Origin of the sequence: Pseudoalteromonas undina, assembly GCF_000238275.3 — a bacterium.
GTDB lineage: Bacteria > Pseudomonadota > Gammaproteobacteria > Enterobacterales > Alteromonadaceae > Pseudoalteromonas > Pseudoalteromonas undina.
In genome coordinates, this window is record NZ_AHCF03000003.1 from 893,962 (window position 1) to 913,609 (window position 19,648).

12 protein-coding genes, 4 tRNA genes and 1 pseudogene are annotated in these 19,648 nt (G+C 40.7%); 5 read left to right on the forward strand and 12 right to left on the reverse strand.

What is annotated here, in order from left to right:
* Nucleotides 1-7: 7 nt before the first annotated feature.
* Complete coding sequence (locus PUND_RS07850) at nt 8-1,264, forward strand: efflux RND transporter periplasmic adaptor subunit (protein WP_010388432.1); 1,257 nt, start codon at nt 8-10, stop codon at nt 1,262-1,264.
* A gap of 11 nt (nt 1,265-1,275) precedes the next feature.
* On the forward strand, nt 1,276-4,476 hold the full coding sequence (locus tag PUND_RS07855; protein WP_004588883.1) for an efflux RND transporter permease subunit: 3,201 nt from the start codon (nt 1,276-1,278) through the stop codon (nt 4,474-4,476).
* 461 nt (nt 4,477-4,937) lie between these two features.
* Here the strand turns inward: PUND_RS07855 and nth are convergent, their stop codons facing one another.
* The 12 genes from nth to PUND_RS07915 all read right to left on the reverse strand — a co-directional run bounded on the left by nth (nt 4,938) and on the right by PUND_RS07915 (nt 14,300).
* Nucleotides 4,938-5,600, reverse strand: a complete 663-nt coding sequence (nth, locus tag PUND_RS07860; RefSeq protein ID WP_010388434.1) for an endonuclease III — start codon at nt 5,598-5,600, stop codon at nt 4,938-4,940.
* A 46-nt stretch (nt 5,601-5,646) separates the two neighbouring features.
* Complete coding sequence (locus tag PUND_RS07865) at nt 5,647-6,345, reverse strand: electron transport complex subunit E (protein WP_010388435.1); 699 nt, start codon at nt 6,343-6,345, stop codon at nt 5,647-5,649.
* Nucleotides 6,342-6,980: an electron transport complex subunit RsxG gene (rsxG, locus tag PUND_RS07870; protein WP_010388436.1), complete on the reverse strand. Its 639-nt coding sequence runs from the start codon at nt 6,978-6,980 to the stop codon at nt 6,342-6,344. Before rsxG ends, PUND_RS07865 begins: the two co-directional genes overlap by 4 nt.
* The gene (gene rsxD / locus PUND_RS07875) at nt 6,977-8,035 is read right to left on the reverse strand and encodes an electron transport complex subunit RsxD (protein WP_008115238.1); all 1,059 of its coding nucleotides are present in this window, start codon (nt 8,033-8,035) and stop codon (nt 6,977-6,979) included. The genes rsxG and rsxD overlap by 4 nt, the downstream gene beginning before the upstream one ends.
* A complete protein-coding gene (gene rsxC / locus PUND_RS07880; protein WP_010388439.1) occupies nt 8,032-10,422 on the reverse strand; it encodes an electron transport complex subunit RsxC in 2,391 nt (796 codons plus the stop codon). Before rsxC ends, rsxD begins: the two co-directional genes overlap by 4 nt.
* 8 nt (nt 10,423-10,430) lie before the next feature.
* A complete protein-coding gene (gene rsxB / locus PUND_RS07885) occupies nt 10,431-10,985 on the reverse strand; it encodes an electron transport complex subunit RsxB (RefSeq protein ID WP_008115242.1) in 555 nt (184 codons plus the stop codon).
* 1 nt (nt 10,986) lies between these two features.
* Entirely contained in the window at nt 10,987-11,568 is a 582-nt protein-coding gene (gene rsxA, locus PUND_RS07890) for an electron transport complex subunit RsxA (RefSeq protein ID WP_008115244.1), read from the reverse strand.
* 244 nt (nt 11,569-11,812) lie between these two features.
* Nucleotides 11,813-13,756, reverse strand: coding sequence for a bifunctional diguanylate cyclase/phosphodiesterase (locus PUND_RS07895; protein WP_010388441.1), 1,944 nt, complete (start codon nt 13,754-13,756; stop codon nt 11,813-11,815).
* 171 nt (nt 13,757-13,927) lie between these two features.
* Nucleotides 13,928-14,004, reverse strand: a tRNA-Asn gene (locus tag PUND_RS07900).
* Between the two features lie 23 nt (nt 14,005-14,027).
* Nucleotides 14,028-14,104: transfer RNA gene (locus PUND_RS07905), tRNA-Asn, on the reverse strand.
* A gap of 21 nt (nt 14,105-14,125) precedes the next feature.
* Nucleotides 14,126-14,202: transfer RNA gene (locus PUND_RS07910), tRNA-Asn, on the reverse strand.
* A 21-nt stretch (nt 14,203-14,223) separates the two neighbouring features.
* Nucleotides 14,224-14,300, reverse strand: a tRNA-Asn gene (locus PUND_RS07915).
* Between the two features lie 1,039 nt (nt 14,301-15,339).
* On the opposite strand from PUND_RS07915, the pseudogene PUND_RS07920 reads away from it, so the two are divergent.
* The 3 genes and pseudogenes from PUND_RS07920 (at nt 15,340) to PUND_RS07930 (ending at nt 19,641) form a co-directional block, all read left to right on the forward strand.
* Nucleotides 15,340-16,720, forward strand: a pseudogene (locus PUND_RS07920) (MATE family efflux transporter).
* Nucleotides 16,717-18,711, forward strand: coding sequence for an excinuclease ABC subunit UvrB (gene uvrB / locus PUND_RS07925; protein ID WP_010388444.1), 1,995 nt, complete (start codon nt 16,717-16,719; stop codon nt 18,709-18,711). The pseudogene PUND_RS07920 and the gene uvrB overlap by 4 nt, the downstream one beginning before the upstream one ends.
* Nucleotides 18,712-19,641: a class I SAM-dependent methyltransferase gene (locus PUND_RS07930; protein ID WP_010388446.1), complete on the forward strand. Its 930-nt coding sequence runs from the start codon at nt 18,712-18,714 to the stop codon at nt 19,639-19,641.
* Nucleotides 19,642-19,648 lie beyond the last annotated feature (7 nt).

The window sequence follows — 19,648 nt, forward strand, 5'->3', positions numbered from 1 at the left end:
TACAAAAATGAATACAGTAATTAGTAAAAAATTTTTAGCCGTAGTAATTAGCAGCCTGTTAGTTGGGTTTACTACAAATCATGATGCTTTTGCACAGTCGTCAGATGGAACTGGTTCTGTCACAAACGTTTCGAAACAAGAAGAAAAAGAACATCAAGATGAGCATGAACACGAAAAGGGACATGAAGAAGATAAAGGTGACCATGACGAGCACGGCCATGAAGGTGGTAATAAAGAGGGAGAAGAAGAACATGAAGAAGGTATCACTATTGATCCAAAGAAGATGTCGCTTGCTAAAATTAAAGTGGAAAGTGTTAAGCCTGAATATCAATTTAGCTCCGTATATGCACCTGGCGAAATAAAAGCTAATGGCTATAAAAGTTATGTGGTATCACCACGTACAGAGTCAGTCATTATCAGTCGCCATGCAGCGCTTGGCGAGTATGTAGAAATAGGTCAGAAGTTAGTTACATTATTTAGTGAAGCAATGGCACAAGCACAAGCTGACTATTTAATCGCTTCAACCGAATGGCAACGTGTAAAAAAGCTGGGTAATAAGACGGTGAGTGAAAGTCGATTATTACAAGCTGAAACAACATACAATGCGAGCTATGGCAAGCTCATTGCTTTAGGGTTAACTGAAAAAGCAATAAATGGTATTTCTAACAAAGACATTAAAGCATTTGGGCAATATGCATTAACGGCGCACCGTGAAGGTGTCGTGCTTCAAGACGACTTTATCCAAGGGCAACGTGTTGATGCTGGGGATTCAGTCATGTTGTTAGCTGATGAAAAACAACTATGGGTTGAAGCAAAAGTTTCTCCAAATAAAAAGCTAAATTTATCAATTGATTCTCCTGCGGTACTTAAATTAGAAGGCCAGAGTTACAATGCCAAAGTTATCCAAGAAGCCCATACAATTGATCCCGTAACTCGTACAAGAATTATTAGATTGGGGGTACAGAATGCTGATGATAACCTTCATTCAGGTATGTTTGTAAAAGTTTACTTTCAGTTTGCCACAAAGCAGAAAGTGATGGCTGTGCCAGAAGAAGCATTGATCCGCAGCGCAGATGGTGATTGGACCGTATTTGTCGAAGACCACCCTGGAGAATTTAAAGCTGTAGAAGTAGAACTAGGCCGAGCCTTAGGTGATTTTAGGGAAATCATTGGCCTTGATAGTGGGACGCGAATTGTAACCAAAGGCGCATTTTTTGTTGCTTCTGAAATCGCTAAAGGCGGATTTGATCCGCATAACCACTAAGGAGCAAGACTATGTTTAATAAAATAATAGATTGGTCTGTTAATAATAGACTCCTGATTTTGATTGCGCTGTTTGCCACAATTGTCGGCGCAATTATGGTTATACCAAAACTAAATTTAGATGCCTTTCCTGATGTTACTAATGTTCAAGTTGCTGTAAATACTGAAGCGCCAGGACTAGCTGCTGAAGAAGTTGAACAACTCATTACGTACCCCATTGAAGCGGTCATGTATGCCTTACCTGATGTAGAACAAGTGCGCTCAATTTCTAAAACAGGCTTGTCTGGCGTCACGGTTGTTTTCAAAGAAGGCACCGACATTTACTTTGCAAGACAACTTGTATTTGAGCGTCTTCAAGCCGCAAAAGAACTGATACCAGAAGGTGTCGGCACACCCGAAATGGGGCCAAACACCTCAGGGCTAGGCCAAGTATTTCAGTACCTTCTTATTTCAGATAAAGATGCAGGCTATGATGCTATGGCACTCAGGAGTCTCAATGATTGGGTAGTAAAATTACTCGTTATGCCTGTCGATGGTGTTACTGATGTACTCTCCTTTGGAGGTATTGTTAGGCAGTACCAAGTAAATGTAGATCCATCTAAGCTTCTTTCTTATAACCTAACGCAAGAAGACGTTGTTGGTGCCCTAGATAACAACAATGCCAATGTTGGCGGATGGTATATGAACCGTGGGCAAGAGCAGCTTGTTATTAGAGGTGCAGGTTGGTTTGAAAGTGGTGACGCTGGTATTAGTAATATCAAACAAGTTCCCGTCAAAACAGTTGATGGGACAGTTGTGACGGTTTCGGATATTGCTAAAGTTGAAATGGGCAGTGAAATTCGTCAAGGTGCTGTCACAATGACGCGCAAAACCGAAGACGGTAAAGTCGAAAATTTAGGTGAAGTTGTCTCTGGCATTGTCTTAAAACGCATGGGGTCTAATACTAAAGCCACCATTGATGGTATCAATGCAAGAATCCCATTAATTAATCAAGCATTGCCTAAAGGTGTTCGCTTTGAACCATTTTATGATCAGGCTGATTTGATTGAAAAAGCCGTTGATACAGTAGTTGATGCACTATTACTAGCATTTATTTTCATCTGTATTGTATTAGCACTATTTTTAATGAATATACGTGCAACCTTCCTTGTCCTAATATCTATTCCAATTTCAATTGGTATCGCGTTAATGATCATGGCTTGGTGGGGCATTTCTGCAAACCTTATGTCATTGGGTGGCATTGCCGTAGCCATTGGTATGCTAGTTGATGGTTCAGTCGTGATGGTTGAAAACATGTTTAAGCATTTAAATAGACCAGACTCTACCCATTTAAAAACTGTAAAAGAAAGAGTGCCTAGTGCTGATACTGATCCACATGATGTAGAACAAGATGAGCATGGTATTAAGTTACGTCTTCAAAATGCGGGTAAAGAAGTGGCTCGTCCCGTATTTTTTGCAGCTTCTATTATTTTAGTCGTATTTACGCCTTTATTTAGCTTTGAAGGTGTTGAGGCAAAGTTATTTCAACCTATGGCAATAAGCATCATTTTAGCTGTTATATCTGCTATTGTGGTTGCGTTGTTTGTTGTACCCGCTTTAGCTACTTATTTATTTAAGTCAGGTGTAAAAGAGAGGGAAAGCTTTGTTCTTAGGCCATTAGACAAACTCTACAGAAAAGGGCTTACATTCGCACTAAAACGCACCAAATTAGTCATTTCAGCCGCACTTATATTAGTTTTCTCTGCCTTTGCATTAGTTCCATTAATTGGTACTGAATTTGTACCTGAGTTAGAAGAAGGGACGATAAACTTAAGAGCAACGCTTGCACCTTCTTCCAGTTTAGATACCGCGCTCACTGTGGCACCAATTCTAGAAGAAAAACTAATGGCTTTCCCTGAAGTAACCTATGCATTAAGCCGAATTGGTCGAGCAGAAATAGGTGGAGACCCAGAGCCTGTGAATAACATCGAAATTTACATAGGGTTGAAGCCTGTTTCTGAGTGGACCAGTGCATCTAATCGATATGAACTTCAAGGAAAAATGGAGAGATCTTTAGAAGAATTCCCTGGGTTGCTACTCAACTTTTCTCAACCTATTGCGACTCGTGTCGATGAGCTACTATCTGGTGTTAAGGCTCAGTTGGCGATAAAGTTGTTTGGGCCTGAACTTGAGGTACTGGCGGCTAAAGGTCAAGAAATAGAAACAGCAATTAAAAACATTGAAGGTGCAAGGGATGTTGCATTGGAGCAAATTGCTGGTGAAGCGCAATTGGTGATAAGTCCTAACAGGCAAGAACTATCGCGCTTTGGATTGTCTGTGAGTGACATAATGGAGGTTGTGCGTGATGGTATTGGTGGTGTTGAAGCCGGACAAATAATCAATGGTAATGAACGTTATGATATTTACGTTCGCATAGAGGAAGAGTACCGAAGTAACAAAGAAGCTATTGCTGATATTCGGCTTCAATCACCTACTGGTGCTTGGGTGCGACTGGGTGACGTAGCCTCAGTCTCATTTGAGTCAGGCCCACCACAAGTTAGACGCGATGATGTACAACGAAGAGTCGTTATCCAAGCAAATGTACAAAATCGAGATATGGGAAGCGTGGTTGCCGATATCAGAACGGTAATTGCTGAAAAGGTTGACTTACCTTCAGGTTATTCTGTTTCGATTGGCGGCCAGTTCGAAAGTCAAAAACGTGCTCAAAATAGGTTAGCTATAGTTGTACCTTTATCGTTAGCACTAATCGCACTACTACTTTACTTTGCCTTTGGTTCTGTTGGTCAAGCTATGCTGATATTGGTCAACGTGCCGCTTGCTGTAATTGGCGGAGTTTTCTCCTTATATTTATCTGGACAATACTTGTCTGTACCAAGCTCCGTTGGCTTTATTACCTTATTTGGTGTAGCGGTATTGAATGGGGTCGTTATGGTAGAAAGTATCAACCAACGTATTAAAGACGGTCTAGAAGCATCTAAAGCCGTTTTTGAAGGCGCTACTTCAAGATTAAGACCTGTACTTATGACTGCTATAACATCAGCTTTAGGTTTGATACCGATGTTAATGTCTAATGGTGTTGGTGCAGAAATACAGCGCCCCTTAGCGAGTGTTATTGTTGGCGGCTTGGTAACTGCAACACTGTTAACATTATTTGTTTTACCTGTTTTATATCGCTGGTTTTCAGAGAAAAAAATAAAAGAGCTATCCAGATAAAATGACTGTGAACTCTAACCCCACGCTAAAGTCACGTTTAGCGTGGGGTTATTGAGTAGATGAACGAAAAGAAAGATTAGATTTAACAATAAACTAATAGTCATGACTGCTTTGTCGGAATATTTGTCGTTAAACAGGCCAAAGCTAACTTCCGCTTTCGTATCTTTGCAGTCTTAATCTTTATGTGTCTCAAGGTCGGCTTATGGCACAAACCGGAAATAGCTTCCAATTAACTCCGTATTTAAATTTTAGGTTTTAGCTGGGCTCTAATTAATAAATCATAATCTATTTGCAACACCTCGCTTAAATTCAAACTATTCTGAAGTTAACGCAAATTTTCAATTTAATTGGTGCTGGCCGAATAAAGGCTCATATGAGAATCAAATCGCCAGCTTCTTAAATAGAAACTAAAGATGTGACCGTTAAAAGGTTTATGCTAATTAAAAAATAACTACTCTTAACTATGACTCAGTTTTCTCTTTATAGTCACACAAATCCTCAATTATACAACTTCCACATTTTGGTTTTCTCGCTGTACACGTATAGCGCCCATGTAAAATAAACCAATGATGGAGGTTAAACATAAATTCTTTCTTATTTGGCGTATTTTTAATTATAGCCTGTTCAGTCTGCTCAACAGTCTTACCCTTAGCGTAACCAGTACGGTTTGCAAGACGTTGGATGTGAGTATCTACTGCTAAAAAGTATCTACCTTCATTATCTTTTAGCCAGCCAAAAGCGGTGTTCAGTACAACATTGGCTGTTTTACGGCCCACGCCAGGGAGGGCTTCGAGCGCTTCACGATTTTCTGGCACTTCACCGTTATGCTGATCTACCAATATTTGGCACATTTTATATACATTGGCTGCTTTTGAATTAAATAAGCCGATGGTTTTTATGTAATCACGTAGTGTGTCGTGGCCAATATCTAAAATGGCTTGTGGCGTATTAGCAACCGGAAATAATTTACGAGTGGCTTTATTTACCCCAACATCGGTGGCTTGTGCTGAGAGCGTAACGGCAACTAACAACTCAAATGGGCTTGAATATTCAAGCTCCGTTTCAGGATGTGGATTGTCATCGCGTAAGCGAGTAAGTATTTGGTGACGTTTTTCTTTATTCATATAACTTAAAACGCATTAGCTTTTATTAAGTTAATGCGCTTTCCCCTTAAGTTAAGCTAGTAACACGCGCTCTAGGGCCTTTTTCAGCTTCTGGCGGTGCGACTTGTTTTGATTTTATTTGTGCATCAATTACATTTTTAGCGGCGATCAGTAGCCCAAGCCCTAAGAATGCGCCTGGTGGTAAAATGGCCAGTAAAAACTGGCTATCAAAGCTAAACACTTCAATGCGCAATATAGCAGCCCAAGGCCCGAGTAATAAATCGGCACCATCAAATAATGTGCCTTGTCCAACCAGCTCTCGCATAGCGCCAAGTACAACCAGAACCAACATAAAGCCTAAGCCCATCATCAAGCCATCAAAGGCGGATAAGTGCACTGGATTTTTTGAGGCAAACGCTTCTGCACGGCCAATAATGGCGCAGTTGGTTACAATTAACGGAATGAAAATCCCTAAAGATTGGTAAAGGCCAAAAGTGTAAGCGTTCATTAACAGCTGCACAATTGTTACAAAACCGGCAATGATCATTACAAACACAGGTATTCTAATATCTTTAGGTACCCAGTTACGCACTATTGATACGGTAATATTAGAGCCCACTAATACCAATAAGGTTGCTAAGCCTAAACCTAGCGCATTAGTAATTGTAGAGGTAACAGCGAGTAAAGGGCATAAACCTAATAACTGTACCAAGGCGGGGTTATTTCCCCATAAGCCTTCTTTGTAAAGGGTTTTTAATTCGCTCATGGCGTTACCTCTGGGCATGCGTTTGCTGCTGTGAACAGAGCATCAAAGTTATCTTGTGCATAAAGTACCGCGTTTTTGACTGAGCCTACAACGGCACGAGGTGTAATTGTAGCGCCAGTAAACTGGTCAAACTGGCCGCCGTCTTTTTTAACAGCCCAACGATCGTCGCTTTCGCTTTGTACTGTTTTTGCATTAAATGTGGTGATCCAGTCTGATTTTTTTATTTCAACCTTATCACCTAAACCTGGTGTTTCTTCATGTTTGGTGACCCTTACACCCGCAACGGTACCATCGCGATATACCGCACTGAGTAAGTTTATATCACCACTGTAGCCGCTAGGGGTGACATGACGAATGACTAATGCCACAGGTTCGTTATCTTTTCGGGCACGATAAATAACTTGGTTGTCGTATGGCCCTAGTAATTGATCAGATATAATTACACAATCTTGCGATAGCTCATTGCTGTATTTGGAATGCGGCAATACTTCTTGAAGCTGATTAGTTAATTGTAATTGCTCTTGCTCTGCAATTTTATCAGCGGTAAGTGTATTAATTGTGGCAACGAGTCCCGTTGTTAGTAACGCAAACCCACACAATATTGCGCCATTTTTTACCATTGAAGAAATAATCATTTTACTGCTCCATGGCCATAGGTTCTTGGTTGTGTATAGTAATCGATAAGCGGTACCGCTATGTTTATTAGCAACACCCCAAATGCAACTGCATCAGGAAAACCACCAAAGGTGCGAATTAAATACACGATTAAACCAATTGCTGCACCATAAATAAGGCGACCTCGATTGGTGGTTGCAGCTGATACAGGATCGGTGGCGATAAAAAAGGCCCCCAGCATAGTCGCACCACTAAACAAGTGAAACACTACACCCGGCTCTGTACCTGGCGAGGCAATATAACCAATTGCTGCGCATAAGCTTAAGCTTGCAATAAAACTCACTGGTATATGCCAGTTAATTACTTTTGTTTTTAACAGGTAAAGGCCGCCGAGTAAGAAGGCTAAGTTAACCCACCCCCAACCTAGGCCAGTCCACTCATTAAATACGCTCTTTTGCATGCTCTCTGTCACCGTTAGTCCGTGAGCAATATCTGTTTTTAAGGTATCAAGTGGGGTAGCCATTGTGCTGCCGTCTATTCCTACTCGGAGCTGATCTAAGCTGTATCCTAACGTGGTAAAGTCGCTAAAGATTAAGCTTAACTGCTGGCTAAAAGTAATACCCGTATTAAGTAATTCTGTAACGGGTAACCAAGCAGTCATTTGGACAGGGAACGACACTAATAAAAGCACATAGGCTGCCATTGCAGGGTTAAATAAATTAAACCCTAAACCACCATATAGCTGTTTAACAATAACTATGGCAAACAAACACCCTATAACAATAATCCACCAAGGCGCTAAAGGCGGAATACTTATTGCCAATAACACACCGGTAAGCCATGCACTGCCATCGCTTAATGCAGGCCAAATAGGGCGCTTACGCATTAACATAACGGCTGCTTCAAACGCGCTTACACACACTAACGCCAATAATAATTGGATAAGGACACCGGTGCCAAAAAATACAACTTGCGCAATAACACCAGGAATACAAGCCGCAATTACAGTTAACATTAACCGTGTCACAGATTTGTGACTATGATTGTGGGGTGAACTGGCCATGGTTAGTTTCATGACTGATCATTTCCTTCTTTTTGTTGCTTTTTAGCTTTAGCGCGAGCAATAGCGGCGGCTACGGCGGCTTTCTTTTTTTCTTGAGCTGTTTGCTGTGAACCTTCTGAAGATTCATCGTTGCTTTGTGGCTCAGTGTTTTCACTTTGTTTTGCTAATTCATCAGCCTGCGCTGCTTTTTTTGCTTTAGCGCGGGCAATGGCTGCAGCGACGGCAGCTTTTTTATCATCGGTAGCGACAGGTGATTCACTTGCAGTTTCATCGCTTGGTGTTTGCTCATTAGCTTGCGCTGCTTTTTTGGCTTTAGCGCGGGCAATGGCGGCAGCAACGGCGGCTTTTTTATCATCTGCAGCAACTGGAGATTCACTTGTTGTGTCATCGCTTGGTGTTTGCTCATTTGCTTGTGCTGCTTTTTTGGCTTTAGCACGGGCAATGGCTGCAGCGACGGCGGCTTTTTTATCATCGGCAGCAGCTGGAGATTCACTTGTTGTGTCATCAGTTGCTGTTTGCTCATTAGCTTGTGCTGCCTTTTTGGCTTTAGCGCGGGCAATAGCGGCAGCGACGGCAGCTTTTTTATCATCGGCAGCGACGGGTGATTCACTTGCAGTGTCATCGCTTGCTGTTTGCTCATTAGCTTGTGCTGCCTTTTTGGCTTTAGCGCGGGCAATAGCGGCTGCAACTGCTGACTTTTTGTCATCTACAGCTTCGTCATCACCATTACTTTGTGCTTTTTGCTCTTTATAAAGGCGAGCTTGCTCTTTACGGGCAGCGCGTTCTTTTGCAACTTCACTGTTATCTGGCTCAAGTTCGCCACCTTGCTTTTTAGCTTTAGCACGCGCAATTGCCGCTGCTACAGCTGATTTATTGTCACCATCGCTGGTTTTATCTTTAACGCGGGCAAGGGCATCGGCTACTTTTTGCTGCTCTTCGGTAGATTTAGCTGCAGGTTTACGTTTATGGCGATTTTTTCGCTCAGCTTGCTCTTGCTCTAAACGCGCTTTACGTGCATCAAATCGTTCTTTAGCGCGATCAGATTTTATCTTCTCGGCAATTTGCTCTTTAATCTCAACTTTTGCAACGCGGTAGTACTGAACGAGTGGTATTTCACTTGGGCAAACATAGGCACACGCGCCACATTCAATACAATCAAATAAGTTATGTTCTTGGAGTTTGTCGTATTCTTTTGATTTAGCAAACCACTGTAACTGCTGTGGTAACAATGAAGCAGGGCACGCATCTGCACAGGCACTACAGCGAATACAGGCTTTTTCTGGGCCAGGCTCTGCTAATTCTTTATGATCTGGAGCAAGTATGCAGTTTGTTGTTTTAACAACGCCAATACGAACCGTGGGTAAGGTAAAGCCCATCATAGGGCCGCCCATAACGACGCGCTGTTGTGGTACGGGTGAAAACCCTTGACAATCAAGTAAGTGTTTTATCTCAGTACCTAATAGCGCCCATACATTACCTGGATTATGTATAGTATTGCCGGTAACGGTAACAACACGTTCAATTAACGGTTTACCTTCGTATACGGCTTGCTGAATCGCAAATAAAGTACCTGTGTTATGTACTAAAATGCCGATATCAGCAGGGATACCGCCGTTTGGTACTTCACGGTTAGTGAGCAGTTTTATTAGCTGTTTTTCACCGCCAGAGGGATAAACAGTAGGCACGGTTTGTATTAAAATATGCTCGTTATGCTTCGCCGCTTCTGTCATGGCTGTGATAGCTTCGGGCTTATTATCTTCAATACCAATAATACACAGGGTAGGATTGAGCAGCTGTTGCATGAGCTCAATACCTTTGATTATTTCAGCGGCATGTTCGCGCATTAAAGTATCGTCAGCCGTGATGTAAGGTTCACACTCAACCGCGTTCACGATTAAAAACTCAATCGGCTGCTTAATATCTGCTTTAACGTAGGTTGGAAAACCTGCGCCTCCCATACCAGAAATACCCGCATTATGAATAACATCAACGAGTTCATCGTGTGATGCATTGGCTGGGTTTGCTAAAGGCGATAGTTCACACCAGGTATCTTTGCCATCGGGTTCAATAATAATGCTTAATTCAGGCAAAGCAGAAGGGTGTGCTGATGGCATAGGCGTAATATCAATAATAGTGCCTGATGTAGGTGCATGCACAGGTACCGACCAGTTAGCAGAAGGCTTAGTTAATGGTTGACCTTTTAATACGTGCTGGCTTTTTTCTACAATTAACTTGCCGCTAGCGCCTATATGCTGCTTTAAAGGCAGAACGAGTTTTTCAGGCAAAGGAAGGCGCGCAATAGGCGTATTATTAGATAATGACTTTTGCTGCGGAGGATGTACGCCGCCAGGAAATGCCCAAACGGTGCCTTTTTTTATTTGTTCAAGTAACTTTTCCACTCAAACCTCTAATCTATTTGGGTAACAGGAATAGCGTCTAGTTGCCATTTCCAAGTTTGTTTTGTTGGTGCAACGGGTAGCATGTCAATACAATCGACCGGACAAGGTTCAACGCACAAGTCACAGCCTGTACATTCGTCAATTAGAACGGTGTGCATTTGTCGGGTTGCACCAACAATGGCATCAACAGGGCAGGCTTGAATACATTTGGTACAACCAATACATTCATCTTCGCGAATGTAGGCCACCGTTTTAACTGGCTCGGCTTGTTCGCCACCGGCTAGAGGTTTAGCCTCAACACCCATCAAATCAGCTAACTTTTTAACTGTCGCATCACCACCGGGTGGGCACTTGTTTATCTCATCGCCATTGGCAATGGCTTCTGCATAAGGGCGACAACCAGGATAACCACATTGACCACATTGTGTTTGTGGCAAAATGGTATCGATTTGCTCCACTACAGGATTACCTTCAACTCGAAAACGTACGGCTGCAAATCCTAAAATTAATCCGAAAATTAACGCCAGTAAACCCAGCGCTATTAAAGCGTACAACAAGGTCATATTAAAACTTCACTAATCCAGTAAAACCCATAAAGGCCATTGACATTAAACCTGCCGTTATCATTGCGATTGAAGCACCTTTAAATGGAGTGGGAACATCTGCTGCGGCTAGGCGTTCGCGTAATGCCGCAAATAAAACTAAAACTAATGAAAAACCCACTGCGGCACCAAACCCATAAACGGCAGATTGTAAAAAGGTGTGATCTTCTTTGATATTTAATAAAGCAACACCGAGTACTGCACAGTTAGTCGTTATTAAAGGTAAAAATATTCCCAATAAACGATATAGCGTTGGACTGGTTTTTCTAACAACCATTTCAGTAAATTGAACAACCACTGCAATAACTAAAATAAAGCTCATTGTTTTCAGGTAGGTGATATCTAGTGGTAATAAAATATACTCGTTTACTAAATAACTGGTCACAGAGGCAAGCGTTAGCACAAAGGTAGTTGCTAAAGACATACCTATGGCTGTATCAAGTTTTCCTGATACACCCATAAACGGGCAAAGGCCTAAAAATTGTACTAATACAAAGTTGTTAACTAACACTGTTCCAATTAATAACAAGACGTATTCTGTCATGTGTGCCTCACGCTAATAAAATCCCGTGTATTATCCTTTTTTCTACTGCGATTAACAACACGTTGAGTGATTATCAGTTAAATAAACAACGTTAAATAATGGGCTAATTGTAAAGGGTTAAATTTAAGGGAGTTTGCAATTAAAAAACTGTCAGCATTTTAACGGCTGAACAGTCATAAAAGCACACTTTAAAAAGTAAAAAAGAGCATAAATGCTCTTTTTTATTATTAAATAGGGTAATTAGTTAGATGTCTTTAGGCTTTTCAATATAGTAACCTTGGACACCATCAAGGCATAGGGTTTCTACAATGTGCTTTTCTTCTTGGCTTTCAACGCCCTCTGCAAAAACACTAACGCCAATTCTATGAGCAAGGTCGACCATTAAACGCATAAAGTATTGATTGTTTTTATCGTCCTCTAAACCTCGGGTATAGCTTGCATCCATTTTAATAAAATCTGGTTTTAAATCTCTGAAAAATTTAAATGAGGTGAGCCCGACACCAAAGCGTTCTACCGTTATTCTGGCACCTACTCGATGCACCATGTCAATGAAGCGTTTGCTTGCTTTAATATTTTGTTGAAGACCAAATTCACTCACTTCAAAAATTAATTTAGAAGCAATATGCGTATCTTTAAGTAAACGGCGCTCTAACCAAATCATAAACTGGTCGCTATGCGCGCTTGAAGGGGTAATATTTAAGCCAAAATACTTTTCAGATAAATTACTCGATTTTATTCTTTCCAGAGACGATTCTATTATTAACTTGTCAATTTCAATGGCCATATCGAGCTTTTCAGCCATTGCTAAAAATGAAGCGGTAGGCAAAGCTTGGTTTTCTTCTGTTTTGAAGCGGGCTTGAATTTCAGCATAGGCTTTAATGCTTTTGCCTAAAGGCATAATATTTTGGATCACCAAATGGACGCTTTTAGACTCAATTACTTCGTTAATCACTTTACGCCAGTTTTGGTTACCAAATCCTGCGCTCACATTATTAACTAGATCAGTATCACGTTGCACATGCCACGCATTAGCTTGCTTAGACTGCGCCATGCTCATTGCATTATCAACAATAGAGAGTAACTCACCCAAAGGTTTTGATTTTTCGTACCCCACAATACCAGTGTTTGCAACCGAGCTAAGCTCTTGGTTTTGCATATATTGAGTAAAGCGAGATTGTAAGTTCTCACCAAATTTTTCGGCTTCTTTTAACGGGGTATTTGGTAAAATTGTTATAAAATCAGAGCTGTTAACTCTAAAAACTTGGCTGCCGGAATAGGTGCCACTGATGCTGACAATAATGTCTGCAACGGCTTTAATGTATTCATCACCTTTTTGATAACCGCGGCTTTGATTTATAGACTGCAACTCACTACAGCGAACGAGTGCTAAAGAGCCAAATGTACTTACTTCGGTGTTTTCAATATTCTTTTCGTAGTAATCAACAAACATATTGCGATTACCTAACTCAGTCACACCGTCTTTGTAGGCCTCACGTTTTATTGTGTGTGCAGCATTTTTTATATTGTCATTCTTACTTTTTAAAAAGTGCGATAAACGATTAAAGCTAGGAATTAAACTTTTCCCTAACTTAGCTAACTCTGGCGAATCAATTTTAGTCGCAAAATCATCGCCTAGTTGATTTTGGTTTATATAAATATCAATGACATCAGCAACGTCCGTACATATATTGTCATTAATGTGCTTAACAATGGTTTTCATTAATGCAATAGGTATTAGAGCGAGTAGGGTGCTAATAATTAAAATTATAAAAAAAGCAGCTTGAAACTGCTCACTCAAATGAGTGATGTTGATTTTAAATTCAACTTTTATATCGGCGTTATCATTAGTGGCATACTGAGGACGCACCGAGTTGTTGCTTGACTGAATAAGTTCGGCAATAAAAGGCAATTGCGGTGCGTTGTTAACTGAAAATACTTCAGCACCTTGATAATCACGTAAGGTAAAGTGTGAAAAGATTTCACTGCTTGCAAGTGTGTTTTTTAAGTTATCAGCAGAGAGGTCAGTTGCAGATAGGTTTTTAATATATTGCTCGACTGTCGCTTGCGCATTTTTTTGAGCTTTACCGATGGCACTATCAAAATTTTGGCTAATAAAATAACAGCCAGCGGTCACAAGAATCAACCAAGCCATCAGTTGTATAAAAATAAGTTTTTTAAAAGCTGCCATTGTTTAATCTTTATATGTCAAAGGGGAGGACACAACCTCATGATTATTAAAATAATTATAGCTTGATAGTGAAAGTTATCAAATAGTTAGTTTTTGTAATCAAAAAGTTTTTGTTTTAAAAGAGAAATGGTAGAGCAAATTTGAAGAGATGTCTATGGAAGTGAAGTAAATTGGCTCCCCCTCCCCGACTCGAACGGGGGACCTGCGGATTAACAGTCCGTCGCTCTAACCAACTGAGCTAAGGGGGAACTAAAATATACTTTTTATGACTTGGCTCCCCCTCCCCGACTCGAACGGGGGACCTGCGGATTAACAGTCCGTCGCTCTAACCAACTGAGCTAAGGGGGAACTACATCATAAACATAAACTTGGCTCCCCCTCCCCGACTCGAACGGGGGACCTGCGGATTAACAGTCCGTCGCTCTAACCAACTGAGCTAAGGGGGAATCGTTTATGGCTGAAAAACTTGGCTCCCCCTCCCCGACTCGAACGGGGGACCTGCGGATTAACAGTCCGTCGCTCTAACCAACTGAGCTAAGGGGGAAGCGTCTTGCCTTTCAACGGGGCGAAATATTAATGACCGCATAGCAAAGTGTCAACATATAAAAGATCATAAATTCAAAAAAGAGGTCTATTCGTTGTTTTTATGTGCAATCTGCGCGTTTTATAACACTATTTAAGTAAAGCGTAGTGATATTGTTTTACAAAAACAGCGTAATATTTGAATCAAGTAAGGATCTTTATCCAATAAAAGTTGCCATAAAATTTAAAAAAGTAGCTTTTAGTAATAAAAAACTGGTCTATTTCCTTTATTTTTAAAAAGACTTTATAAACGTATTTAAAATAAATACCTCACTTTTACTTTGTATCGTTAAAGTTTGTTGAACTAAATCTAAATGAAAGACGTAAAAGATAGTCTCTATGTTGATTAAAATAAAATGTTTGTAGAGTTATGTGGGTTTTGTATAAAAACAGAGCAATCAAAGAGTTGGCTATTTATTCAACATAAATATGGTTTTGCATTAAATAAACAAATAATCTCGTTTTAATGAGTTACAAAACCATTTTGCGCTGTTTCCATATTGATAACGTAAAAAAACCATAACACTGTTAAATTTGCACCGGGTTGTAGCCCTTTATAAACGCGGGGTTGAATGAGTTATCCACGGTTTCTGTGGATAACTCTGTTTATTAAACTTTAAGAACATCAGCACCCCCAGCACTGTAGGGCGCTACAACGATTTCAAGTATTAAAAAGCTTTTTTTTTATATATTAAAAAACAAAGGCTTATGATTCAGCTTAGATAGCCACCTAAACGATAAATAAAATTTTTCGTGACGATAAAGCATCATCGCTAACTGTGTAATAAAGCAACAAAATCTAAAAGGTAAATGTTGCAAAAGTTACATAAATGTATTTAATTTGATTTTTAATGTGTTTGTGCAAAATTTATTTACAACAGCGTAAAAGTAATAGTTTGTAGATTAAAGGCTGATTTAGTTGTTTAGATTTAATAAAGCATGGCTTGAACTCTCCGGATGCTTTAAAATATGCCGTTCAGTAAAAGAGGCTTATTTATTTTATGCGCGCACATTCTCAATCACATACTCGCCCTGATTTACTCACTGCTCCAATCTTGCCTACGTTAAAGAAAATGACCGTTCCAATGATCTTTGGGATGATTACCCTGATGATGTTCAACATAGTTGATACTTTTTTTATTAGTTTATTGGGTACAGAGCCGCTTGCTGCAGTTAGTTTTACATTTCCTGTTACTTTTACCGTGATTAGTTTAGCAATTGGTTTAGGTATAGGGACTTCTGCGGTTATTGCAAAAGCATTAGGCAGTAACAATTTAGAAGAAGCGCGTTTTGATGCCAGTGTATCGTTGTTGGTAGCGGTAATATTAGTATTAATTTTATCTGCTAGTGGCTATTTATTGATTGATCCCATATTTACGTTGCTTGGGGCAGGGGAGCAAGTACTCCCGCTAATTCATCAGTATATTAGTATTTGGTTTTTGGGCAGTGTGTTTTTAATTACCCCAATGATTGGTAATTCTGTACTGCGTGCGAGCGGTGACACTAAAACACCGAGTATTATTATGGGGGGGGGCTGGACTTATAAATGCCGTACTCGATCCTATGCTGATTTTTGGCTTTGGTCCCATTCCCGCATTAGGCATTAAAGGGGCTGCTATTGCCAGTGTTATAGCTTGGGCAGTTGGAGTGGCGATTATTTTATACATATTAATTGCTAAAAAGCAGTTACTTAGTTTAAAAGCGGGCAAACAAACTGTTATTGGTGCAATTCGTAAAATTTTAAAAATTGGTTTACCGGCAGCGGGTGCTAACATGCTCACCCCAGTTGCTATGGCGGTAATGACTGCATTGGTTGCTCATCATGGTCCCGAAGCCGTGGCTGCTTTTGGAGTAGGAAGTCGAATAGAGTCAATAGCGAGTTTAGTGGTATTAGCCTTGTCGATGACCTTGCCACCTTTTATTAGCCAAAACTTTGGAGCGAGTCATTTTTCTCGCGTAAAAGATGCTTACCTAGGTACGCTCAAGTTTGTAATGTTGTGGCAGTTCATTATCTATATTATTTTAATTATTTTTTCAGGCGTCATTAGTGAAATATTTGGTAAAGAGCAAGCGGTTGTTGATGTCATCAAGCTGTTTATTTATACCATTCCTTTAAGTTATGGCTTGCAAGGAGTGATCATTTTATCAAACTCCTCGTTTAACGCTTTACACAAACCCATGAACGCCTTAGTTTTAAGCGTTATTCGATTGTTTGTTTTTTATATTCCCTTTGCGTATATCGGGAACGAACTTGCAGGCTTAATCGGCTTGTTTATTGGCGCGGCCATTGGTAATTTATTTACAGCACTTGTAGCCTACAAGTGGTTTATGAAAGAAATTGAAGCGTTAAGCAGTCAAGCATTACAGGAGTGTAGTCATTGAGCGATCATTTTCAGCTAGTATCAAAATTTAAACCCGCAGGGGATCAGCCAACCGCTATTGCTCAGTTGTGTGAAGGCTTAGAAGCCGGACTGGCCCAGCAAACCTTATTAGGCGCAACGGGAACAGGTAAAACGTTCACTATGGCTAACATTATTAGTGATTTAAACCGGCCAACTATTATTATGGCGCATAATAAAACCTTAGCGGCGCAATTGTATGGCGAAATGAAAGAATTTTTTCCACACAATGCGGTTGAATACTTTGTATCTTACTACGATTACTACCAACCTGAAGCATATGTGGTAGCCAGCGACACCTTTATCGAAAAAGACGCATCTATTAATGAGCATATAGAGCAAATGCGACTCAGCGCCACCAAAGCGCTTTTAGAGCGACGCGATACCATCATCGTTGCCTCTGTATCGGCAATTTATGGTTTGGGCGATCCTGACTCATACATGAAAATGATGCTACTTTTAAAAGTAGGTGAAAAGGTCGATCAACGAGATATGCTGCGCCGCCTTGCAGAGCTACAATATACGCGAAACGATATTGATTTCAGTCGCGGTACATACCGCGTTCGTGGTGAAGTGGTTGATATATTTCCAGCTGAATCAGACACCTATGCAGTGCGTGTAGAAATGTTTGATGACGAAGTTGAACGCTTAAGTATTTTCGACCCATTAACCGGTGCGTTAGAAAAACACATAGTACGTGCCACTATTTATCCTAAAACTCACTATGTAACGCCACGAGAAAAAATTCTCGAAGCCATCGACAAAATAAAAGCAGAACTCAAAGAGCGAAGAGCACAATTACTTAGCGCTAATAAGTTAGTCGAAGAGCAACGCATAGCTCAGCGTACCCAATACGATATAGAAATGATGACCGAGCTTGGTTATTGCTCTGGTATTGAAAACTACAGCCGTTATTTATCGGGGCGCACACCTGGCGATCCACCGCCAACATTACTGGACTATTTACCCGACGATGCATTAATGATTATTGATGAATCGCACGTAACCGTCTCGCAAATTGGCGCCATGTATAAAGGTGATAGAAGCCGTAAAGAAAACCTTGTTGAATACGGTTTTAGGATGCCCTCAGCTATGGATAACAGGCCACTGCGTTTTGAAGAATTTGAGGCCATTGCACCACAAACTATTTATGTATCGGCCACCCCGGGCGACTTTGAATTAGAGCGCAGCAATGGCGAAGTTGCAGAGCAGGTTATTCGTCCAACCGGTTTACTTGACCCGGTTATTGAAGTGCGCCCGGTAGGCGATCAGGTTGATGATTTACTCTCAGAAATTTACAAATGTGTTGAAGCAAAAGAGCGAGTGCTGGTAACCACACTTACCAAACGCATGGCTGAGGATTTGACCGACTACCTGAGTGAGCACAATGTAAAAGTTCGTTATTTACACTCTGATATTGATACCGTAGAGCGGGTAGAAATTATTCGTGATTTACGTGCCGGTGTATTCGATGTGTTAGTAGGCATTAACTTACTACGTGAAGGCTTAGATATGCCAGAAGTGGCATTAGTGGCTATTTTAGATGCCGATAAAGAAGGTTTTTTACGCTCAGCACGCTCACTTATTCAAACAATAGGCCGTGCGGCGCGCCACCTTGATGGTCGCGCTATTCTATACGGTGACAGAGTGACTAAATCGATGGCTAAAGCCATTGAAGAAACCGACCGACGTCGAGAAATACAACACGCTTATAATGTTAAGCACGGTATTGAGCCCAGTGCCTTGGTTAAAAAGATACTTGATGTAATGGATGTAGGTGAAGATGCCTCACCACAAGACAATCTACAGCTTATTCGTAAAGACTCTAAAAAAATCCTCAGTGCTAAAGAGATTGCAACGCAAATTAAGCAGTTAGAAACCAAAATGCATGCGTATGCCAGTGATTTAGAATTTGAAAAAGCCGCCTCAGTGCGCGACGAAATACATGAACTACAACAACAGTTGATTAATTAAATGACAACCGATTTTACTCCCCTTATAAATGCTTTGGCAGACACGCCTTTTTCCGACAATGAGCTTTGCCGCGTTTTTCATGGGCGTGGCCACAGTGTGGAAGCGCTTAGTCATATTAACTTAGACTTTTACCCACCAAGTTTGTTTTTGGTGTCATACAGTGAAATTGACGAGGAAACACTTGCTGCACTCACCGATACGTTATGGCAATGGGCACAACAACATCATCCAGAGTTAATTACTGCATTGGTGTATCAACAGCGAGCTGGGCTACAAAGCCATAACACCCTTGTTCACGGTCAACTGCCAGTTCGTCATAGCGTAGCCGAAAATGGGGTGCGTTTTTTGGTTGATTTAATGAGTAAGCAAAACACCGGTATTTTTCCTGATATGCGAAAAGGCCGTGAGTTTGTCATGCAAAATAGTAAGCACGCCAAAGTACTTAATTTGTTTTCTTATACCTGTGGTTTTTCGGTTGCGGCTATGCACGGCGGTGCAGATCATGTGATGAACATGGATATGAGCAAAGGTGTGTTAAAAGTAGGTAAGCAAAACCACCAACTCAATAATGTCGATCGTGGGGTCAGTTTTTTACCGCACGATATTTTAAAGTCGTTTGGTAAGCTAAAAAAAGCCGCACCGTTTGATTTAATTATTGTTGATCCGCCCAGTTTTCAAAAAGGCAGTTTTATTTTAACCAAAGACTATCAAAAAGTGCTGCGCAGACTTCCTGAGCTTTTAAACGATACTACACAATTATTGCTATGCGCTAATAGCCCAGAGCTTACAGAAAACGATTTTAAAGCACTTATTGAAGAGCATACTCAAGGTGCTATTGAGTTTGTTAAACGCCTAAAACCTACCGATCGCTTTATTGAAATTGATAGCGATAAAAGCTTAAAAGCATTGGTGTACAAAACAAAAACATAGTGAGTTA

Coding starts and splice junctions, on each gene's coding strand:
- PUND_RS07850 (WP_010388432.1), top strand. CDS start 8: ATGAATACAGTAATTAGTAAAAAATTTTTAGCCGTAGTAATTAGCAGC.
- PUND_RS07855 (WP_004588883.1), top strand. CDS start 1,276: ATGTTTAATAAAATAATAGATTGGTCTGTTAATAATAGACTCCTGATT.
- nth (WP_010388434.1), bottom strand. CDS start 5,600: ATGAATAAAGAAAAACGTCACCAAATACTTACTCGCTTACGCGATGAC.
- PUND_RS07865 (WP_010388435.1), bottom strand. CDS start 6,345: ATGAGCGAATTAAAAACCCTTTACAAAGAAGGCTTATGGGGAAATAAC.
- rsxG (WP_010388436.1), bottom strand. CDS start 6,980: ATGATTATTTCTTCAATGGTAAAAAATGGCGCAATATTGTGTGGGTTT.
- rsxD (WP_008115238.1), bottom strand. CDS start 8,035: ATGAAACTAACCATGGCCAGTTCACCCCACAATCATAGTCACAAATCT.
- rsxB (WP_008115242.1), bottom strand. CDS start 10,985: ATGACCTTGTTGTACGCTTTAATAGCGCTGGGTTTACTGGCGTTAATT.
- rsxA (WP_008115244.1), bottom strand. CDS start 11,568: ATGACAGAATACGTCTTGTTATTAATTGGAACAGTGTTAGTTAACAAC.
- PUND_RS07895 (WP_010388441.1), bottom strand. CDS start 13,756: ATGGCAGCTTTTAAAAAACTTATTTTTATACAACTGATGGCTTGGTTG.
- PUND_RS07930 (WP_010388446.1), top strand. CDS start 18,712: ATGACAACCGATTTTACTCCCCTTATAAATGCTTTGGCAGACACGCCT.